General features: G+C 66.4%; 17 protein-coding genes, 1 tRNA gene and 1 pseudogene. 9 read left to right on the plus strand and 10 right to left on the minus strand.

Going from position 1 to position 17,891, the window contains the following annotated elements:
• Positions 1–222 precede the first annotated feature (222 nt).
• The 4 genes from modA to VN004_RS15085 are packed head-to-tail and all read left to right on the plus strand — an operon-like array spanning position 223 to position 3,261.
• A complete protein-coding gene (gene modA, locus VN004_RS15070) occupies positions 223–1,017 on the plus strand; it encodes a molybdate ABC transporter substrate-binding protein (protein ID WP_325611591.1) in 795 nt (264 codons plus the stop codon).
• Positions 1,018–1,041: 24 nt separating this feature from the next.
• Positions 1,042–1,737 (plus strand): molybdate ABC transporter permease subunit, encoded by a 696-nt coding sequence (gene modB, locus VN004_RS15075; protein ID WP_325611593.1) that lies wholly within the window; start codon positions 1,042–1,044, stop codon positions 1,735–1,737.
• A gap of 2 nt (positions 1,738–1,739) precedes the next feature.
• Positions 1,740–2,426: a molybdenum ABC transporter ATP-binding protein gene (gene modC / locus VN004_RS15080; RefSeq protein ID WP_325611596.1), complete on the plus strand. Its 687-nt coding sequence runs from the start codon at positions 1,740–1,742 to the stop codon at positions 2,424–2,426.
• Between the two features lie 10 nt (positions 2,427–2,436).
• The gene (locus VN004_RS15085) at positions 2,437–3,261 is read left to right on the plus strand and encodes a cobalamin-binding protein (protein WP_325611598.1); all 825 of its coding nucleotides are present in this window, start codon (positions 2,437–2,439) and stop codon (positions 3,259–3,261) included.
• Here the strand turns inward: VN004_RS15085 and VN004_RS15090 are convergent.
• Entirely contained in the window at positions 3,222–4,085 is an 864-nt protein-coding gene (locus VN004_RS15090) for an ABC transporter substrate-binding protein (RefSeq protein ID WP_325611600.1), read from the minus strand. The two genes, VN004_RS15085 and VN004_RS15090, sit on opposite strands and share 40 nt — an antisense overlap.
• A 32-nt stretch (positions 4,086–4,117) precedes the next feature.
• On the opposite strand from VN004_RS15090, the gene VN004_RS15095 reads away from it, so the two are divergent.
• The gene (locus tag VN004_RS15095) at positions 4,118–5,131 is read left to right on the plus strand and encodes an iron ABC transporter permease (protein ID WP_325611602.1); all 1,014 of its coding nucleotides are present in this window, start codon (positions 4,118–4,120) and stop codon (positions 5,129–5,131) included.
• Positions 5,128–5,904, plus strand: coding sequence for an ABC transporter ATP-binding protein (locus tag VN004_RS15100; protein ID WP_325611604.1), 777 nt, complete (start codon positions 5,128–5,130; stop codon positions 5,902–5,904). Before VN004_RS15095 ends, VN004_RS15100 begins: the two co-directional genes overlap by 4 nt.
• Before the next feature lie 61 nt (positions 5,905–5,965).
• Here VN004_RS15100 and VN004_RS15105 read toward each other — a convergent pair whose 3' ends face one another.
• From VN004_RS15105 to hemC, 8 genes are all read right to left on the minus strand, one after another.
• Complete coding sequence (locus VN004_RS15105) at positions 5,966–7,561, minus strand: benzoate-CoA ligase family protein (RefSeq protein WP_325611606.1); 1,596 nt, start codon at positions 7,559–7,561, stop codon at positions 5,966–5,968.
• An 83-nt stretch (positions 7,562–7,644) separates the two neighbouring features.
• The gene (locus VN004_RS15110; protein WP_325611608.1) at positions 7,645–9,219 is read right to left on the minus strand and encodes a 3,4-dehydroadipyl-CoA semialdehyde dehydrogenase; all 1,575 of its coding nucleotides are present in this window, start codon (positions 9,217–9,219) and stop codon (positions 7,645–7,647) included.
• 213 nt (positions 9,220–9,432) lie between these two features.
• Positions 9,433–9,879, minus strand: coding sequence for a L,D-transpeptidase (locus VN004_RS15115; protein WP_325611610.1), 447 nt, complete (start codon positions 9,877–9,879; stop codon positions 9,433–9,435).
• A 161-nt stretch (positions 9,880–10,040) separates the two neighbouring features.
• Positions 10,041–10,115, minus strand: a tRNA-Thr gene (locus VN004_RS15120).
• A 71-nt stretch (positions 10,116–10,186) separates the two neighbouring features.
• Positions 10,187–11,749 carry a heme biosynthesis protein HemY gene (locus VN004_RS15125; RefSeq protein ID WP_325611612.1) on the minus strand — a complete coding sequence of 521 codons (1,563 nt, stop codon included), beginning with the start codon at positions 11,747–11,749 and terminating at the stop codon, positions 10,187–10,189.
• Positions 11,750–11,762: 13 nt separating this feature from the next.
• The gene (locus VN004_RS15130; protein WP_325611614.1) at positions 11,763–13,193 is read right to left on the minus strand and encodes a hypothetical protein; all 1,431 of its coding nucleotides are present in this window, start codon (positions 13,191–13,193) and stop codon (positions 11,763–11,765) included.
• A 111-nt stretch (positions 13,194–13,304) separates the two neighbouring features.
• The gene (locus VN004_RS15135; RefSeq protein ID WP_325611617.1) at positions 13,305–14,021 is read right to left on the minus strand and encodes a uroporphyrinogen-III synthase; all 717 of its coding nucleotides are present in this window, start codon (positions 14,019–14,021) and stop codon (positions 13,305–13,307) included.
• Positions 14,021–14,962, minus strand: a complete 942-nt coding sequence (hemC, locus tag VN004_RS15140; protein WP_325611619.1) for a hydroxymethylbilane synthase — start codon at positions 14,960–14,962, stop codon at positions 14,021–14,023. Before hemC ends, VN004_RS15135 begins: the two co-directional genes overlap by 1 nt.
• A 97-nt stretch (positions 14,963–15,059) precedes the next feature.
• On the opposite strand from hemC, the gene tsaD reads away from it, so the two are divergent.
• From tsaD to VN004_RS15155, 3 genes are read left to right on the plus strand one after another with little or no spacing between them, the layout of a single operon-like run.
• Positions 15,060–16,106 carry a tRNA (adenosine(37)-N6)-threonylcarbamoyltransferase complex transferase subunit TsaD gene (tsaD, locus tag VN004_RS15145; RefSeq protein WP_325611628.1) on the plus strand — a complete coding sequence of 349 codons (1,047 nt, stop codon included), beginning with the start codon at positions 15,060–15,062 and terminating at the stop codon, positions 16,104–16,106.
• A gap of 1 nt (position 16,107) precedes the next feature.
• The gene (locus tag VN004_RS15150) at positions 16,108–17,097 is read left to right on the plus strand and encodes an NAD(P)H-dependent glycerol-3-phosphate dehydrogenase (RefSeq protein ID WP_325611621.1); all 990 of its coding nucleotides are present in this window, start codon (positions 16,108–16,110) and stop codon (positions 17,095–17,097) included.
• Between the two features lie 3 nt (positions 17,098–17,100).
• Positions 17,101–17,517 (plus strand): EVE domain-containing protein, encoded by a 417-nt coding sequence (locus VN004_RS15155; protein ID WP_325611623.1) that lies wholly within the window; start codon positions 17,101–17,103, stop codon positions 17,515–17,517.
• On the opposite strand, the pseudogene VN004_RS15160 reads toward VN004_RS15155, so the two are convergent.
• Positions 17,514–17,891, minus strand: a pseudogene (locus tag VN004_RS15160) (DNA topoisomerase IB); the annotation flags it as partial. The gene VN004_RS15155 and the pseudogene VN004_RS15160 sit on opposite strands and share 4 nt — an antisense overlap.

A 17,891-nucleotide genomic window follows, 5' to 3' on the forward strand; every position in this document is an offset into this window, starting at 1 on the left:
TCTCCTCCCCGGTTCGTCCCGCGCGCTGTGGCTCTGTTCTGGCCGATCTTGGCAAATGCCGGAAGGTTGCTAAAGTCCCGCGCGCGATCCGGCTGGCGCTGCGCGCGCCCCGGCACGACGGAACGGCGGTTCCCGAACACATCGCATTCGACCCTAGCTCGTTCGCCTTTCCCGGTGTGGCACAGCCATGTTGTCCGGGCGGCACGTCCCTGGAGAACCGCCATGCACAGACGACGCTTCACCATCCGGCTGGCCCTTTTGGGCGTCGCCTTGTGGCTCGCGCCGCAGGTCGCGACCGCGCAGGGCAAGAGCCTCACCATCTTCGCCGCAGCCTCGATGAAGAATGCGCTCGACGATGTGAACGCCGCCTACACCCGAGCCACCGGCATCAAGGTAGTGTCGAGTTATGCCGCAAGCTCGGCGCTGGCAAAGCAGATCGAGGGCGGCGCGCCCGCCGATGTCTTCGTGTCTGCCGACCTGACATGGATGGACTATGTCCAGGACAAGAAGGCGATCAATGCAGAGACGCGCGTCAACCTGCTCGGCAACAAGCTGGTGCTGATCGCGCCGAAGGATTCCAGGATCGGCAACGCCACCATCGGAGAGGGGTTCAATCTCGCAGGGCTCGCGGGTGACGGGCGCATCGCGACCGGCGACGTGAAGGCGGTCCCGGTCGGGCGCTATGCGAAAGCGGCGCTGGAGCAGTTCGGCGCATGGGCCGCGGCGGAGCCGAAATTCGCGATGGCGGACAATGTGCGCGCGGCGCTCCTGCTCGTCGCGCGCGGGGAGGCCGCACTCGGCATCGTCTATAAGACCGACGCCATGGTTGAGCCCGGCGTGAAGATCATCGGCACGTTCCCGGAAGGCTCGCACCCGCCGGTCATCTATCCGGTGGCTGCAACGGCAACCGCGAAGCCCGATGCCACCGCCTATCTCGCATTCCTGCGCAGCCCCGCGGCGAAGCAGATTTTCGAGAAATACGGCTTCACCGTGCTGGCGGCGAAGCCGACGACCTGAACGCCGCAGCATCAACCCTGTCCCGTGTTCGATCTCACGCCCGAAGAATGGACCGCGATCCTGTTGTCGCTGCGGATCGCAACCGTGGCGACGCTGGTCGCGCTGCCGTTCGGTGTTGCCGCCGCCTGGGTGCTGGCGCGCAAGCAGTTTCCGGGCAAGGCGTTGCTCGACGGGCTGATCGTGCTGCCGCTGGTGCTGCCGCCCGTCGTCACCGGTTATCTTCTGCTGATTTCCTTCGGCCGGCGCGGACCGATCGGCAGTTTTCTGTACGAGACCTTCGGCATCGTGTTCTCGTTCCGCTGGACCGGCGCCGCGCTCGCCTGCGGGATCATGGCGTTTCCGCTTCTGGTGCGGCCGATCAGGATTTCGTTCGAGGCGATCGATACGAAGCTCGAAGACGCCGCAGCGACGCTCGGCGCAAACCGGCTGTGGCGCTTTGCGACCGTGACGCTGCCGCTCGCGATGCCCGGCATCATCGCCGGCACGCTGCTCTGCTTCGCCAAGGCGCTTGGTGAATTCGGCGCAACCATCACCTTCGTGTCGAACATTCCCGGCGAAACGCAGACCATCTCGGCGGCGATCTATACCTATACGCAGACCCCGGCGGGCGATGCCGCCGCCTTGCGGCTTGTGATCGTTGCGATCGTGATTGCGATGGCGGCGCTGCTCGCATCGGAATTCTTCGCGCGCAGGGCCGCGCGCCGGCTTCACGGAGATTGACCATGCTCAGTGTCGATCTTCGCAAGACCGTGGGCCATCTCGATCTGAGCATCGCGTTCCAAAGCAGCGGACCGGTGACCGGATTGTTCGGCCCCTCCGGCGCAGGCAAGACCACGCTGGTCAACATGATCGCCGGACTGGTGCGGCCCGACGACGGACGTATCGCGCTCGGCGACGCGGTGTTGTTCGATCGCGCGCGCCACCTCGACATGCCGGCCCATCAGCGGCGGATCGGTTATGTGTTCCAGGAAGGCAGGCTGTTCCCGCACATGACCGTGGCGCGCAATCTCGATTACGGCCGCTGGATGGCCGGGTTGCCGCATGATCCTGCGGAGTTCGCACGCGTCGTTGCGATGCTCGATATCGAACCGTTGCTCGGCCGCCGGCCGGGCAAATTGTCGGGCGGCGAGCGCCAGCGCGTCGCGATCGGCCGCGCCCTGATGCTGAGGCCGCGTCTGCTGCTGCTCGACGAGCCGCTGGCCTCGCTCGATCCCGCGCGCAAGAGCGAGATCATGCCCTATCTGCTGCGGCTGCGGGACGAGGCGAGGATCCCGATGGTCTATGTCAGCCATTACGCCCGCGAACTCAAACGCATCGCCAATGTGATCGTGCGGCTGGAGGTGGGCCGCGTCGCCGCGATCGGCGGGCCCGACATTCTGGGCAAGGCGGACGAAGCCGCATTCGTGTAGGCTTGCGGCAATGCACCCGCCGGCCCGCATCGTCTGCCTGACCGAAGAGACCGTGGAGACGCTGTATCTCCTCGGCGAACAGGACCGCATCGTCGGCGTGTCTGGCTATGCGGTACGGCCGCCGCAGGTGCGCAAGGAGAAGCCCCGCGTCTCCGCTTTCATCAGCGCCGACATCCCGAAAATTCTCGCGCTCTCGCCCGACCTCGTCTTCACCTTTTCGGATCTCCAAGCGGACATCGTGGCGCAGCTCATTCGCGAAGGCGTCGAAGTCCACGCCTTCAACCAGCGCGACGTTGCGGGCATCTTCAGGATGATCCGCACGCTCGGCGCATTGGTCGGCGTGCACGAGAAAGCGGATGCGCTCATCGCCTCGCTGCGAAAGAAGCTTGACGATACGCGCGCCGCTTCTTGCGCTCTCGCAATCCGGCCGCGGATCTATTTCGAGGAATGGGACGAGCCGATGATCTCCGGCATCCGCTGGGTGTCCGAGCTGGTCGGGATTGCCGGCGGCATCGACATTTTTTCCGAGATTTCCCGCAGCAAAAGCGCCAACGAACGCATCGTCACGCCGGAAGCCGTCATCGCGGCTGCGCCCGACATCATCATCGGCTCGTGGTGCGGCAAGAAATTCGTGCCAGCGAAGGTCGCGGCGCGCGCGGGCTTTGAGCAAATCCCCGCGGTGAAGAACGGCTGGCTGCGCGAGATCAAGTCGCCGCTCATTCTGCAGCCGGGCCCTGCCGCGCTCACCGACGGGCTCGATGCCCTCGCCGCGATCGTTCGCGCGTGGAGCGAGGCTCAGGGCGCGGGCAACCGCGCGATCTCATCCGCCATGTAATCGAAGGCGGCGATGAGCGCCGGGCCGCCGCACATCGTGTAGCGCGTCGGCAAGGCAACGCGCCGCTCGGGCGGATACAGCTCACGCAACGCCGGATGCACCAGGAACAGCGCGCCCTGATCCGTTGCGGCGTTCGGCGGATCCTTGAGGAAGACGAAGTCCGGCTTCAGCACCAGGAATTTCTCCAGCGGAATGAAGCCGCCATAGCCCGCGGGCGCACCGGCCGGCGGCTTCAGCCCGGCTTCCGCGAGCAACGTCGCGGCAAGACTGGCCGGCCCCTGCGTGTAGCCGCCGCGCTCGACGACGAGCGCCGTGCGATCGCCTTCCGGCGCAACCGCGGCGAGCCGCGCACGCGCACGCTCGAGATCGGCAATCATGGCCTCGCCGCGCTCCGGATGCCCGAGCAAGGCGGCTATCTCGCGGATCTGCTTTCGCGCCGAGTTGAGGTCGCTGACGAAACCAGTCTCCACCACGCGCAAGCCCTGCGAGGTCAGCATCCGGCGTGTCACCGAGCGATCGTTAGGGCCGACGAGAACGAGATCGGGCTCAAGCAGAAGCGTCGATTCGGCCTGCCAGTCCGCTTTGCGGAAAGCGCGCGCCTTGTCGGCCACGACCGACAAGGCCGGATCGCTGGCATAGGGCGACAGCCCGGCAATCTGCCCCGGGTCGGCCAGCGCCACGACAAGCTGGTCCGCGCAAAGGTTGAAAGACACCACGCGGCGCGGCGCCGTCTCGGCCTGAACGGCGCCCGCTCCTAACGCGATGCCCAAGGCGACGCCGAAGGCGATGGCGAGCCGGCCGCACACTGTTCTCAGAACGCGCATCATGCGAGGATAGTGGCCGGGGCCCATCATCAATGCCAGCGTTATCCAAATCCGTTTGGCCGCTCAATGCGGCCCTCTCATTGCTCGTTGCCGTCCTGATGATCGCATCGCTCGCGGTCGGTCCAGCCGGCCTGACGCCGGTCGACGCGCTGAAAGCATTGTGGAGCGGCGACGGTGTGGCCGGCATTATCGTGCGCGAAATCCGTTTGCCCCGGACGTTGCTTGCGGCGCTGATCGGCGCGACGCTCGGCTTCTCGGGCGCGGCGCTGCAGGGATTGTTCCGCAATCCGCTGGCGGAACCCGCCCTGTTCGGCGCGCCGCAGGCCGCGGCGGCCGCCGCCTCCTTGGTGATCGCATTCGGCTTTCTCCCCGCAACCTCGCTCCTCGTGCCGATCGCCGGGATCGCCGGTGCGCTTCTCTCCGTCGGCGCGCTGGTGCTGATTGCGGGACCGCGCACGAGCCTCACCGTCATCCTGCTTGCCGGCCTTGCGCTTGCGAGCTTCGCCGGCGCGATGACCGCGCTGATCCTCAACCTCGCGCCGAATCCGTTCATCGCGCTCGAAGTCGCGTTCTGGCTGCTCGGGTCGCTGGAAGACCGTTCGCGCGACCACCTGATGATCGCGGCGCCCTTCATGGTGCTCGGCTGGATCGTCCTCCTCGTCCATGCGCGCGCCTTCCGCGCATTGACGCTCGGCGAGGATGCGGCGGTGTCGCTGGGCGTCGATCTGCAGCGCACGCGCCTCGCCGTCGTGCTCGGCACCGCGTTCGGGGTCGGCGCCGCAACGGCGGTCGCCGGAGCAATCGGATTTGTCGGACTGGTGGCGCCGCATCTCGTCCGCAGCCATGTGCAGTCCGATCCGACCCGCATCATGTTGCCTTCAGCGCTCGCAGGTGCAGCCTTGCTTCTCGCGTCCGACATTTTGGTGCGCATCGTTCCATCCGCCATCGAATTGAAGGTCGGCGTGGTGACGGCACTGATCGGCGTGCCGTTCTTCCTCTACATGATCTTCAGCGAGCGGCATTATCTCGAGGGCGAGCCATCATGACCGAGCCGCTCCTGCAAGCTTCGAATATCACGGTACGGCTCGGCGGCCGCACAGTCGTGGACGGCGCCAATGTCACGCTGAACGCGGGCGAGTTTGTTGCGCTGGTCGGACCGAACGGAGCCGGCAAGACCACCCTTCTGCGGGCGCTGGCGGGACTTCTGCCGTGCTTCGGCGAGGTCATGCTGGACGGCGAAAAGTCGAGCGCGCTGACCGCGCGCGAGCGCGCCCGCCGTCTGGCCTATCTGCCGCAGGGCCATGCGTTCTCATGGCCGCTGCCAGCCGGCGAGATCGTTGCGCTCGGGCGCTATCCGCATGCCGATCCGTTTTCGCCGGTGTCGCAGCGGGACCGGACCGCTGTCGCGCATGCGATGGAAGCCACCGGGACGAAGGACTTCGCCGATCGTATCGTCACCAGGCTTTCTGGCGGCGAACGGGCGCGCGTTGCGCTCGCGCGCGTCCTTGCGACGGAAGCGAAAGTGCTGCTCGCCGACGAGCCGATCATATCGCTCGACCCCCGGCATCAGTTCGTGGTGATGGATGTGTTGCAACAGGTGGCACGCTCGGGCGGCGCGGTGCTCACCGTGCTTCACGATCTTGCGCTTGCGGCGCGCTATGCCAGCCGCGTCCTGGTGCTGGAACAAGGCCGCATCGCCGCCGACGCGCCGCCGCAACGCGCGCTCAGCCGGGAGCGGATCGCGCGGATCTTCGGTGTCGAGACGGACATGGTCCGCCTCGGCGACATGCAGGTGCCGATGGTGACGAAGCCGCTGTGATGCGGCCATGACACGCGGCCTGTCGTGACACCGTTCATTCCCACGATAGGCTCCTGGACGGCTATACGGCGCGCCCGGCTTCCTCCTCGCGCAGCTTGAAGCGCTGCACCTTGCCGGTTGCAGTGCGTGGAAGGTCGGTCCGCAATTCGATCCAGCGCGGATATTTCCAGGTCCCGGCGCGCGCCTTCACATGCTCCTTCAGCTCGTGAAGCAGCGTCTCGTCCTTTGCATGGCCGTTCTTCAGGACAACGAACGCCTTCGGCTTGATCAGGCCGTCGCTGTCCTCTTTCGCTATTACCGCGGCTTCGAGCACGGCTTCGTGCGAGATCAGCGCGGCCTCGACGTCGAACGGCGAGACCCACATGCCCGACACCTTGAACATGTCGTCGGTGCGGCCGCAGTAAAAGTAGTAGCCGTCCGCGTCGCGATAGAACTTGTCGCCGGTGAAGGTCCATTCTCCCGCGAAGGTAACCCGGCTTTTGCGCCTCTGATTCCAGTAGCCTTCGCCGGCCGACGGCCCGCGCACGACAAGTTCGCCGATCTCGCCCGGCGGCAGCTCGGCGCCATTCTCGTCCACGATCTTCAGCTCGTAACCCGGCACCGCCTTGCCGGTCGATCCGTAACGCACATCGTCCGGCCGGTTCGACAGGAAGGTCTGCAGCATTTCTGTCGAGCCGATGCCGTCGAGCACGTCGACGCCGGCAACCTCGCGCCAGCGTTCGCCCAGATGCGCCGGCAGCGCCTCTCCGGCCGAGACGCAGAGGCGCAGCCGCTCCGAGCCGGCGCCGCGCCGCATCGCGTCATGAGCAAGCAGCGCGGCATAGAGCGATGGCACCGCGTAGAAGATCGTCGGGTGATGCTTTTGCATCAGCGCGAATATTGCATCCGGCGTCGGTCGCTCCGGCCACAGGATCGCGGTCGCTCCGACCGACAGCGGAAACGACATGGCATTGCCGAGGCCGTAGGCGAAGAACAGCTTCGCGGCTGATAGCACGACGTCATCCGCGCCGATGCCGAGCACGCCCTGCCCCATCAGTTTCGCGGTCGCCATCAGGCTGGACTGGACGTGCTTGACGCCCTTGGGTTCGCCGGTCGAGCCCGACGTGTAGAGCCAGAATGCAACCTCGTCGGACAAGGTCGGCGCAACAAACACGTCGTCGGCACCCATGCGGCAGACCGCTTCGAATGGCAGCGGCGTGTGCCCGGCAAGCGAAGGCTGCGCCTCGGCGCCCGGCCCCGTGAGTATGACATGGCGAAGTGACGCGAGTGACGCCGCCGCCTTCCGCAGGCTCTCGGCATAGGACGCATCGGCCACGATCGCGCGAACGCGGCTGTCGGCTAGCATGAAGGCATGTTGCTCGGGATTGAGCCAGGTATTGAGCGGGATCACCACGATGCCGGCACGGATCGCGCCGAAGAATGCGACCGGATAGTCGACCGTGTCCGGCATCAGGAGGGCAATGCGATCTTCCGGCCGCAGGCCCAAAGCGAGGAGGCCCGACGCAAAGCGGCACGTCTTTCGTTGCAGCTCGCCGTAGGTGATCGTGCGCTGCGGATCGACGAACGCCGGCTTGTCGCGCAATCCGCGCGCGACATTGGCGTCGACGAAATCCGCGGCCGCATTGTACGGCCGGCGTTCCAGGTAAACCTCGGACACTGGACGCTCCCTTCGTCCGGTTCGCGGTTTCTTGTTGTTGGGCCGTTTCGGCCGGGCTTTTGTTTTCGGAGCGCTGGAGGCGCTCAATGCAACGCGTAGGCCTTGGCCTGCAATTCGGTGAGGAGATCGGTCGACCCCTGCACCGCGAGCCGCTGGTGATAGAGCCGCAGGCCGTGAAGTCCGCCGAGCTCCTCGCCATTTCCGGCGCGTCCCGGCCCGCCGTGATGACATTGCGGCATCACGATGCCATGGCCGGTATGCGCATCGGCGATCGAGGGTTCGACCATCAGCAGCCGGCCGTGCGAGGCGCCAAGCGCCGCGACCGCACGCGCGAAGAAGCTCCGGTCGTCGCCATAGACCGACGCGACCAGCGAGCCGCCACCGCGCGCCACCAGCGCGAAGGCCTCGGCCTCAGTCTTGTATGGAATGATGGTCGCCGCCGGGCCGAACACCTCGGTATCGTGAACGGCATTGGCGCTCGTCCCGTCGGCGACGCGCATCAGCGTCGGTGCAACGAATGCCGATTTCGACGGATCGATGCCGTCGATCGCGGGCGCACTCGCACCCCCGGTCAGGATCTCCGCTTCCTTCGCGATCTTGCCGATGCCGTCGAACGCCGCAGCCTGCTGCGCGCGCGTCACCACCGGACCCATGCGCACGGATTCGTTGCGCGGATCGCCGAGCGTCGTCTTCTTCAGGCGCGCCAGCAGCGCCTCGGCCACTGCGTCGGCGCGCTCGGCTGGCGCGAACACGCGGCGGATCGCGGTGCATTTCTGCCCGGCCTTGACCGTCATCTCGCGACCGACTTCCTTGATGAAGGCATCGAAGGCGCCATCGCTCGCGCCGGGCGAAAGCAGCGCCGCATTCACGCTGTCGGCCTCGATATTCACGTGCACGCCGCGTGCGAGAATGTTCGGATGACGCAGGATGCGTCCCGCCGTCTCCGACGAGCCAGTGAAGGCAATGACATCCTCGCCGGTCACCTTGTCGAGCAGATCGCCGGCGCCGCCGCAAAGAAGGCTCAGCGCACCCTCGGGCACCACATTGGCGGCGATTACATCGCGCACCATCTCGTGCGTCAGCATCGCCGTGGACGAGGCTGGCTTCGCCAGCACCGGCACACCGGCGAGAAGCGCCACCGCCGCCTTCTCCCACAATCCCCAGCTCGGGAAATTGAAGGCGTTGATGTGAACGGCAACGCCGTGACGCGGCGCCAGCAGATGGATCGCCTGGAAATTCTCCGCCTTGGCGAGACGCACCGGCTTGTCATCGAGCAGGAAGGTTGCGTCGCCAAGCGGGGCACCGAGACGCGCATAATATTTCAAGGTGCCGATGCCGCCGTCGATGTCGATCGCCGCGTCGATCCTGGTATTGCCGGAATTGGCGATCGCGATCGCTTCGTATTTCGCGCGATTGGCAACCAGCACATCGGCGATCGCGCCTAGGAGCTTCGCGCGCTCGGCAAAGGTCAGCGCGCGGAGCGCCGGACCGCCCTTGTTGCGCGCGTGATCGAGAGCCGCCTTCAGATCGAGGCCGCGGGCGCTCGCGGTGGCGAGCACGGTGCCATGGACCGGATCGACCAGTTCGGTCTCGACGCCCTCGCCGCGCCGCCACGCACCGGAGAGATAGCTTTCGAGGGCTTGCGGCGCGTCACTCATGGTCCCGGACTCCTTGAGATCGCAGGCGTATCATGCATCCCGTCTGCAACCCGGCCAGACCAAGCTGCGGGATTTTGCTGTCACAAAGGTGGGACGCCCGATACGCGCGATGCGTTGCTGCTTCCCGTCCTTAGCGCGATTTCGCGTGAGGTGGAAACGCCTCGTCCCGGTCTTGCCGTCCCCGCGAAAGCGCGGACCCATGCCACCTGCAATTCAATAGGTGACCGTGATGCTGGTATTGCTCATGCCGTGGCGCCCAACCAAAGAGTAGAGCGCTCGCGCATTCTGGGGGCTCAGGCGAATGCAGCCATGCGATGCCGGACGGCCGAGCCGTCGCACCTCGGATGTTCCGTGAATGGCAAAGCCGTAATAGAAGAAAATCGAATGCGGCATCGGCGTCATGTTGTAGCGCCGCGAATAATGCATCTTGTGCATCGATTGCGGGCGAAAGGTCCCGGCCGGCGTGCCGTAGCCCTCCCGGCCGGTCGAGATCGGCCAGGTCGCGTAGGGCGCACCGTCGACATTCACGTTCATGCTTTGGCGCGACAGGCTGATCCTGATCTGCACGGACGCCAGCGCCTGACCGAACAGCGCATCGCCGCAGATGAGAAAAAACGCCGCAATGCAGGTCAGCAATCGGATCTGAATGACATGAAGCATGGCATGGGTCCGAGCTGACTGGTCCAGGCATTCATACGGACTGCAAAATCATCGTCCGCAGAGTCCTGATATGACACACGCGAAGGCGAAGGCCGTCAAGCAACGGAACCCATACGGGGAGCGCGGTTCGCCGAAGGTGGTAAATCGGATCGGTGAAAGGATGGTGCCGGCGGAGGGATTTGAACCCCCGACCACCCGCTTACGAAGCGGATGCTCTACCACTGAGCTACGCCGGCTCTCATGCGATGCGGTAAGGGGGCCTCTGTAACGGTCCAAACCCCTTTTTTCAAGCGAGGCGCGCGGGTCCTCAGAAAAAGAACAGGCGTTTCCAGCCGGGCGACGCGGAGCTGGGTTCTGACTGCGGCTCGCGGTCCTGATCGGGTTCGGGAGGACCGGGATCGTCCGGAACATGGGTGATCGGCACAACCGATTCCGGCACGGCGCGCGGGCCTTTTTTCACCGCGGGCGGTGCCTTTGGAGGGGAAGCCGGGGCGGGTGGCGGCGCAACCGGTGCCGCTGGTTTTGCCTCGATGGTGGGACGCGACGGCTCGAGCGCCACCGCCTCGTCAACCGGTTCGGACGCCTGACCGATGGCCGCCGGCGGTGCCTTCCATTCGAACGCATCGATGCGGCCCGAAACCGGGCAAATCGGCAGCCACCGATCCGAGACAAAGCCATCCGCGACCCAGGCGGGATCGCGGGCGGCGTGGACGGCACGCGCAGTCCATTCACGCGAGCGGCCCTCGTCGGCGAACTCGGCCTGTTCGAGATCGGCCATCAGCAGCGCCACACGCTGCGTAGGCTTGGCGACGAACGGAGCAAGCGCCTTGCGAGCCTCGGCAAATTCGCGGGCATCGATCGCGGCACGGGCCAGCGCAAGCGCGCTTTCCAGATGATCCGGTGCAAGCGCGGCAAGTTTGCGAACGCGACTGAGGCGGTCACGCGCTGAATCGCCGAAGCGCAGATAGGCATAGGTTTCGGCAAGATCGGGATGCGGCGATTCTTCGAAAGCCCGCTCGATCAACCGGCTTGCCTTGCGCAGATCCCCGCCCTCGGCGTGATAGCGCGCAGCAAGCGCGACAGCAGGCACCAGCGTCGGCGCAAGCTTGACGGCTTCCTGGACCAGCGCCTGCGAGGTGTCGCGCTCGGTCTCTTCCAGGGCCAGCGCCCGGGCCGTCAACAACACCGCGCGATGGCGCCGATGTGTGTGACGGTCGAGCGCACCGGCGGCGCGGTTCTTCTCCAGCATATCGAGCGCGCCAGCCCAATCGCCATTCGCACAACGGATCTGCAGCACCGCCTGACCGGCCCAGGGCGACGATGGCGCGATGGTGGCGGCTTCCTCGGCATAGGCGATCGCGCTTGCGAGATCGCCACGACGCTGCGCTTCGATGAACAGGCCGCGCAACCCGAGCAGCTTGGTGTCCTCGCTCGCCGTCATGCGGCGGAAGGCTTTCTCGGCGGCGGAACGGTCGCCGCTCAATTGCGCCGCCTGGGCCGTCAGCAGCAAGGCCAGCGGATCGTCCGCCGCAATTCTCTTGACCTCGTCGGCATAGCGTTGCGCGGCGCGGGTATCGCCCGCACCGATCGCGATCAGCCCGCGCATGATGGCGCGCTGGCCGCGCGCGTCCTTGCGATCGCGCATCGCGGTTGCGACACGTGCCGGCGAGCGCCACAAGCCGCGCAGGATCGACCATGCGAATATGCCGGCGACAAGCAGCGCAAGCGCGACTGCGAGCAGCACCATCAGCGACGTCTCGATGTGCCAGCCGAGCCAGGTGAGGTGAACGTCGCCCGGACGATCGGCGAGCCACGTCACCCCAAGCGCGATCAACCCGACGATGATGAAGAAGGATGCAACCCGGATCATGACCGAACGTGCCTCACGATCCGGATTTAGCGAGCGCGCCAATCGCAGTCTGCGCGATATTCCGCGCAGCGGCGACCGCCGCATTGCGCGCTTGCGCTTTCTTGATCCAGGCCTCGGCCGGGGCGCGCACCTCGGGCGGCAGCTTCATCAATTCAGAGAGCGCATTGTCGATGTCTGCGGTCGCGGCGCGCGCTTCGATGCGCGCGCGGATGCTGTCGTGATCGTCGCCGGCAACGTCGCCGGCCGGCCGGATCCGGATGATATTTCCCGCGTTGGCCTGCAGGCGCTCGAGGAACGTGCCGGTTTGCGGGGTCGTCCCTCGGGCCGCTTTCCAGAGCGCCGGCATGAGGCTGGAGAGCTCGCGGCCGAGCGCCTGTGCGCTGGGCACACCTGTCGATGCATAGGGCTCCAGCACAGCGACGCTGGCGGCATCCGCCGCATGCGATTTCGCCGACGCGAGTTCGGCGGCGAACGGCGCGCCTTTGTCCACGGCGTCGCGCAACGCGATCGCCGTCAATGCGAACCGGCCTTTGGCATCCTCGGTCGCCATGCGGCGCGCCAATTCGGCTTGACCGCCGCGCGCTGTTTCCTCCAGCGTTGCGATGCGCTTGGCCACCGCTTCGAGATCGGCACGCGCCTCCGGTGATGCCGCCTGCGTGTTCTTGGCCGCTTCGGCAGCAGTGATGGCGCTCGATGCACGCTCATGCGCATCCCGCGCCAGCGCGGCAAGCTCGTCGTTTCGCTTCTCGCGCGCCGTCATCATGTCCGTCAGGGTCTTGACCGCGGATTCCGCGGCGGCAATGCGCGCGAGCAGTTGCGGATCGTCGGCGCGCGGCGCAGCGAGCTGCGATTCGAGTTTCGCAAGACGCTCCTGCAATTGCGGATCGGTTGCGGGCGCGGCTTTCAGCGCGGATTCGAGTTTCGACAGGCGCGCGTCGAGTTGCGGCGTATTCTTGCGCGCTGCGTCAAGCTGCGTCTCGATACGATCGATCCGCGCCAGCAATTCGGCGGAGCGGGACTCACCGCCGCTTGCCGCAACGGGCGGCGTTGCGTGCGTCGCCCACCAATACCCGGCGGCGAGGCCGCCCGCGAAAAAGACAACGGACGCCAGCGCGATGCCGATCGCGGACCAGGGGCTGCGCGCGGGCGGCGCCGGATAAACCGGAGGTGCGGGATCGGGCCGCGGTGCTTCGCCGGATGTGGCGGCGTCCGCCGCCGGCTTGTCGGCCGCTTTTTCGGCCTGCCGGGGCGCCTCGTCGCCCTGGCTCCCGCCGCCCTCGGTTCCTGGCGCCTGTGATACCGGCGCTGCGGCCGGTTCCGGCTCGGGCTTTGGCGCCGGTTCCGGACTGATCTCCGTCGCCTTCAGATCGATCGTGGTCGGCCGGTTGCTGCGCCCGGACGCTGCGCCGGAGGGCCTGTTGGGCTCGTTTTTGTCGTCTGGCATGCTTTCGTCCTTCAAAGCGCGGTTTCCCCGGACGAGTGGCGAACGGGATTTCAGAGCCCCCGCGCACTGGATACTCGGGTTGCCGCATTGCGGCAACTTGCGATGCCGGCCTCAGGATTTGCTGACCAGGTCCAGCATCGCAGCGTCGTCCCTGTGTTGGGCGACAACAATGGATTTCGCGTTAATCGCGGCGAGCGGTTCCGCGGCGCGCGCGGACAGGCAAAAATGCTTCAGACGCGCAGCCTGCGCTTCCGCGCCGGCCGCTCGCACGCATTCGACGAAAATGGCGGTACTGCGCCGCGAATAATGCATCACGCCATCGAACGCACCGGCCAGGAGTTCGTTCACGATGCCCGGCGCGAAATGTTGCGCGGCTCTCGCGCGATAGACCACCACGAGTTCGAGCGTCAGCCCATAAACTGCAAGTTCCGCGGCCATGTCGCGCGCGCGATCGTCTCCGGCGAGATAAAGCAGCGGCAGGTGACGGTCGCGCAGATGCTGCCCCGCCACTCTCGCGAGATCCTCGCCGTCGCCGCCGGCAACGTGGATGCGCGCAAAGCCGATCGCGCGGGCCGCCGCCGCCGTCTGCGCGCCGACGGCAAAGCAATCGAGTGCAATCAGGGATGCACGTTTCGGATGATCGGCAATGGCGCGCGCGGCATTGCCGCTTGTCAACAGCACGGCGGCGTAAGGTCCCGGACCGATCGCCGCGTCCGCAATCGTCTCGATCGTGAGCACCGGCGCGATGCAGGCCTCGTGTCCCATCGCACGCAAGGCGGTGGCGGTGCGCTCCGCTTCGGGCAAGGGGCGCGTCAACAGAAGCCGCATCATCCGCTCGTGAAGAAATCCGGCCCGCCGCGCGCTTTGAGTTCACGGCCGGCATCGGCGCCGAGCCTCTCGGCATCGGCCACCGCGCCCCGACGTGATGTTTCGAAAACCTCGCTGCCATCCGGCCGCAGGATCATGCCACGAAAGCTGAGCGTATCGCCATCGACGGTCGCTAGCCCTGCAATCGGCGTACGGCACGAGCCATCGAGCGCTGCAAGGAAGGCGCGTTCGGTCTCCAGCGCAATCCGTGTGTCGCGATGCGCGATCGGCGCAAGGAGATCGAGCGTGCGCGTATCGTCGAGCCGCGCTTCGATGCCGATCGCACCCTGTCCGATGGCCGGCGGAAATTGATCGAGCGGCAGGATTGCGGTCGCCTCCGCTTCGAGGCCGAGCCGCTTGAGCCCGGCAAGCGCAAGCAACGTCGCGTCGGCTGCGCCTTCGTCGAGCTTGCGCAGGCGCGTCTGCACGTTGCCGCGGAACGTCTCCACCCGCAGGTCCGGGCGCAGCCGCTTCACCAGCGCCTGACGGCGCAGCGACGCGCTGCCGACCAGGGCATTCGGCGGAAGGTCGGCGAACGACGCCGCCTTGCGGCTGATGAATACGTCGCGCACATCCTCGCGCTCAAGGTAAGCGACAAGCGCGAGCCCGTCCGGCAGTAGAGTCGGCATGTCCTTGGAGGAATGCACGGCGAGATCGATCTCGCCCGCCAGCAATGCCTCTTCGATTTCCTTGGTGAACAACCCCTTGCCGCCGGCTTCGGACAGCGGCCGGTCAAGGATGCGGTCTCCCGTCGTCTTGATGATGTGAATGGCAATGGCGTCGGCCGGGCAGCCATGCGCGGCCGCGAGCCGATCACGCACGGTATGCGCCTGCGCAAGCGCCAGCGGAGAGCCGCGCGTTCCGATGCGCATCAGGTGCGCGGAAGAAGCGGATTGCGCCATCAAACCTCGCAATGCTAGGCCGGGGCACCATCCCGGCGCCACGCCTTAAAGTCACCCCATAGGGCAGCGTCCGGGCAGGGATTGCAAGCCGATGATCGTGCTGGGCATCGAAACCACCTGCGATGAAACCGCTGCCGCGATCGTCGAGCGCGATCCGGGCGGACGCGGACACATTTTGTCCAACGTCGTCCTGTCGCAGACCGACGAGCACGCCGCCTTTGGCGGTGTGGTTCCGGAAATCGCCGCACGCGCCCATGTCGAGGTGCTCGATCTCCTGATCGCGCAGGCGATGGCGGAAGCGCAATGCGCGTTTTCGTCGCTCGACGGCATCGCCGCGGCTGCGGGACCCGGCCTGATCGGTGGCGTGATCGTGGGGCTGACCACGGCCAAGGCGATCAGCCTCGTGCATCGCACGCCGCTGATCGCGGTGAACCATCTGGAGGCGCATGCGCTCACGGCGCGCCTGACCGACGAGGTCGATTTTCCCTATTGCCTGTTTCTCGCATCCGGCGGCCACACCCAGATTGTCGCCGTGCGCGGCGTCGGTGATTATGTGTTGCTGGGCAACACCATGGACGACGCCATCGGCGAGGCTTTCGACAAGACCGCGAAGCTTCTGGGTCTCGGCTATCCCGGAGGACCGCAGGTCGAGCGGCTCGCCAGGCACGGCGATCCGAACCGCTTTGCCCTGCCGCGTCCGATGCAGCACCGGCGCGAACCCGATTTCTCGCTGTCAGGACTGAAGACTGCGCTCCGGCTCGAAGCCGAGCGGATTGCGCCGTTGTCGGACCGGGACGTCGCCGATCTCTGCGCCTCATTTCAGCAGGCGATCGTCGACACCGTTCACGATCGCTTGCGGGCGGGGCTCCGCGTTTTCACCGATCGCTTCGGCCAGCCGAACGCGCTGGTGGCCGCAGGAGGGGTTGCCGCCAATCAGGGCCTGCGCCGCGTGTTGCGAACGCTGACCGACAAGGCTGGAATCCGGTTGATTGTGCCACCGCCCGAGCTGTGCACCGACAACGGCGCCATGATCGCCTGGGCGGGCGCCGAACGCCTCGCCGCCGGCCTCACCGATGCGCTCGATACCGCCCCGCGCGCACGCTGGCCGCTGGCAACGGTGACGCATGCCGCAGCACGAGGGTGACATGCCGTATCAACGTCTCTCGATCATCGGAGCCGGAAGCTGGGGGCTTGCGCTCGCCACCGCGGCGCAGCGCGCAGGCCGTGACGTGACCGTATGGGCGCACCGCGCCGAGACCGCCGAGACGCTCGCGCGCACGCGGGAAAGCCCGCGCCTTCCGGGAGCGAAGATCGACGCGCGCATTGCGATCACCGCCAGCCTCGATGAAGCCGTCCGGTGCGATGCACTTCTTCTCGCCATACCAGCGCAGGCCTTGCGCGAGGTCGCAACAGCGCTCACCGCGCTGATCACGAATGGCATGCCGGTGATCGCCTGCGCCAAGGGCATCGAACGCGACACCCGCAAATTCATGACCGAGGTCATCGCGGAAGCCGCGCCGAATGCGACGCCGGCCGTGCTTTCGGGTCCGAGCTTTGCGGCGGATGTCGTTCGGGGATTGCCGACCGCCGTCACGCTTGCCGCCGGCGACGAGAAGACCGCGACGACATTGGCGCGGGCGCTCGGCTCCGCGATGTTTCGGCCTTACCATTCCACCGACCTGCGCGGCGTCGAGATCGGCGGCGCCGCGAAGAATGTGCTCGCCATCGCCGCCGGCATCGTGTCCGGGCGCGGGCTCGGGGCGAGCGCTGCCGCGGCGCTCACCACGCGCGGCTTTGCCGAGATCCTTCGCTTTGGCCGCGCCCTTGGCGCGAAGCCGGAAACCCTGACCGGGCTGTCCGGGCTCGGCGACACCATCCTGTCCTGCTCGACACCGCAATCGCGCAATTTCTCGGTCGGCCTTGCGCTCGGCAAGGGATCATCGCCGCTGCAAGCCTTCAGCGGCGGCGCGCTCGCCGAAGGCGTTTATACTGCCTCGGCGCTGAGCGAGATGGCGCGCGAAGCCGGTGTGGAAATGCCGATCGCGGATGCCGTGGCCGATGTGGTCGAAGGCAAGGCCAGCGTCGAGGAAGTGATCGGGCGGCTGCTCGCCCGCCCGGTCCGTGCCGAGGTGTGAGAGATGCAATACTGGCTCGTCAAAAGCGAACCCGATTCATGGTCCTGGGACCAGCAGGTGAAATCCGGAAAGAAGGGCGAAGCCTGGACCGGCGTGCGCAACCATGCGGCCAAGCTGAATCTTCAGAAGATGAAGAAGGGCGACCTCGCCTTCTTCTATCACTCGAATATCGGCAAGGAGATCGTCGGCATCGTCGAGGTGGTGCGGGAAAGCTATCCCGACCCGACGGCCAAGGCCGGCGACCCTTGGGTGGTCGTCGATTTCGCGGCGCGTGAGGCGATGAAAACGCCAGTTACCCTCGAAGCGATCAAGAGCGATCCAAAGCTGAAAGACATGGCGCTGGTCAAGCTGTCGCGGCTTTCGGTGCAGCCGGTGACGGCCGCCGAATGGAAGCGCGTCTGCGCGATGGGCGGCCTCTAGGGCGCGGCCGCCGCGATCACCTGCGCGAGCACCTTTTCACGTCCACCCTCGGACCGGCACGACTTCAGCGTGCGCGAAAATTTTTCGAGAATGCCATTCTCGAAGGCGGTCACCACCGTCTCGTGGACATAGCTCTTGCGGCAAATCGCTGGGGTGTTGGCCAATTCCTCGGCGGTCTCGCGAATAGCGTCCAGCACCTGCTTCCGGCGCTTGCGTTCGCTTTCGGCAGGCTGAATACGCGCCAGGGATTCCATCACCGCGGCCGACGCCAGCAGCGTTCGAAAATCCTTGAGCGAAATCGAGGTGCCCGCGATCGCTCGCAGGAAGGCGTTGACCTGCGCGGATGAGACACTGCGGATCTCGCCCGCCTCGTC

It is taken from the genome of Pseudorhodoplanes sp. (assembly GCF_035565855.1).
Lineage (GTDB): Bacteria > Pseudomonadota > Alphaproteobacteria > Rhizobiales > Xanthobacteraceae > Pseudorhodoplanes.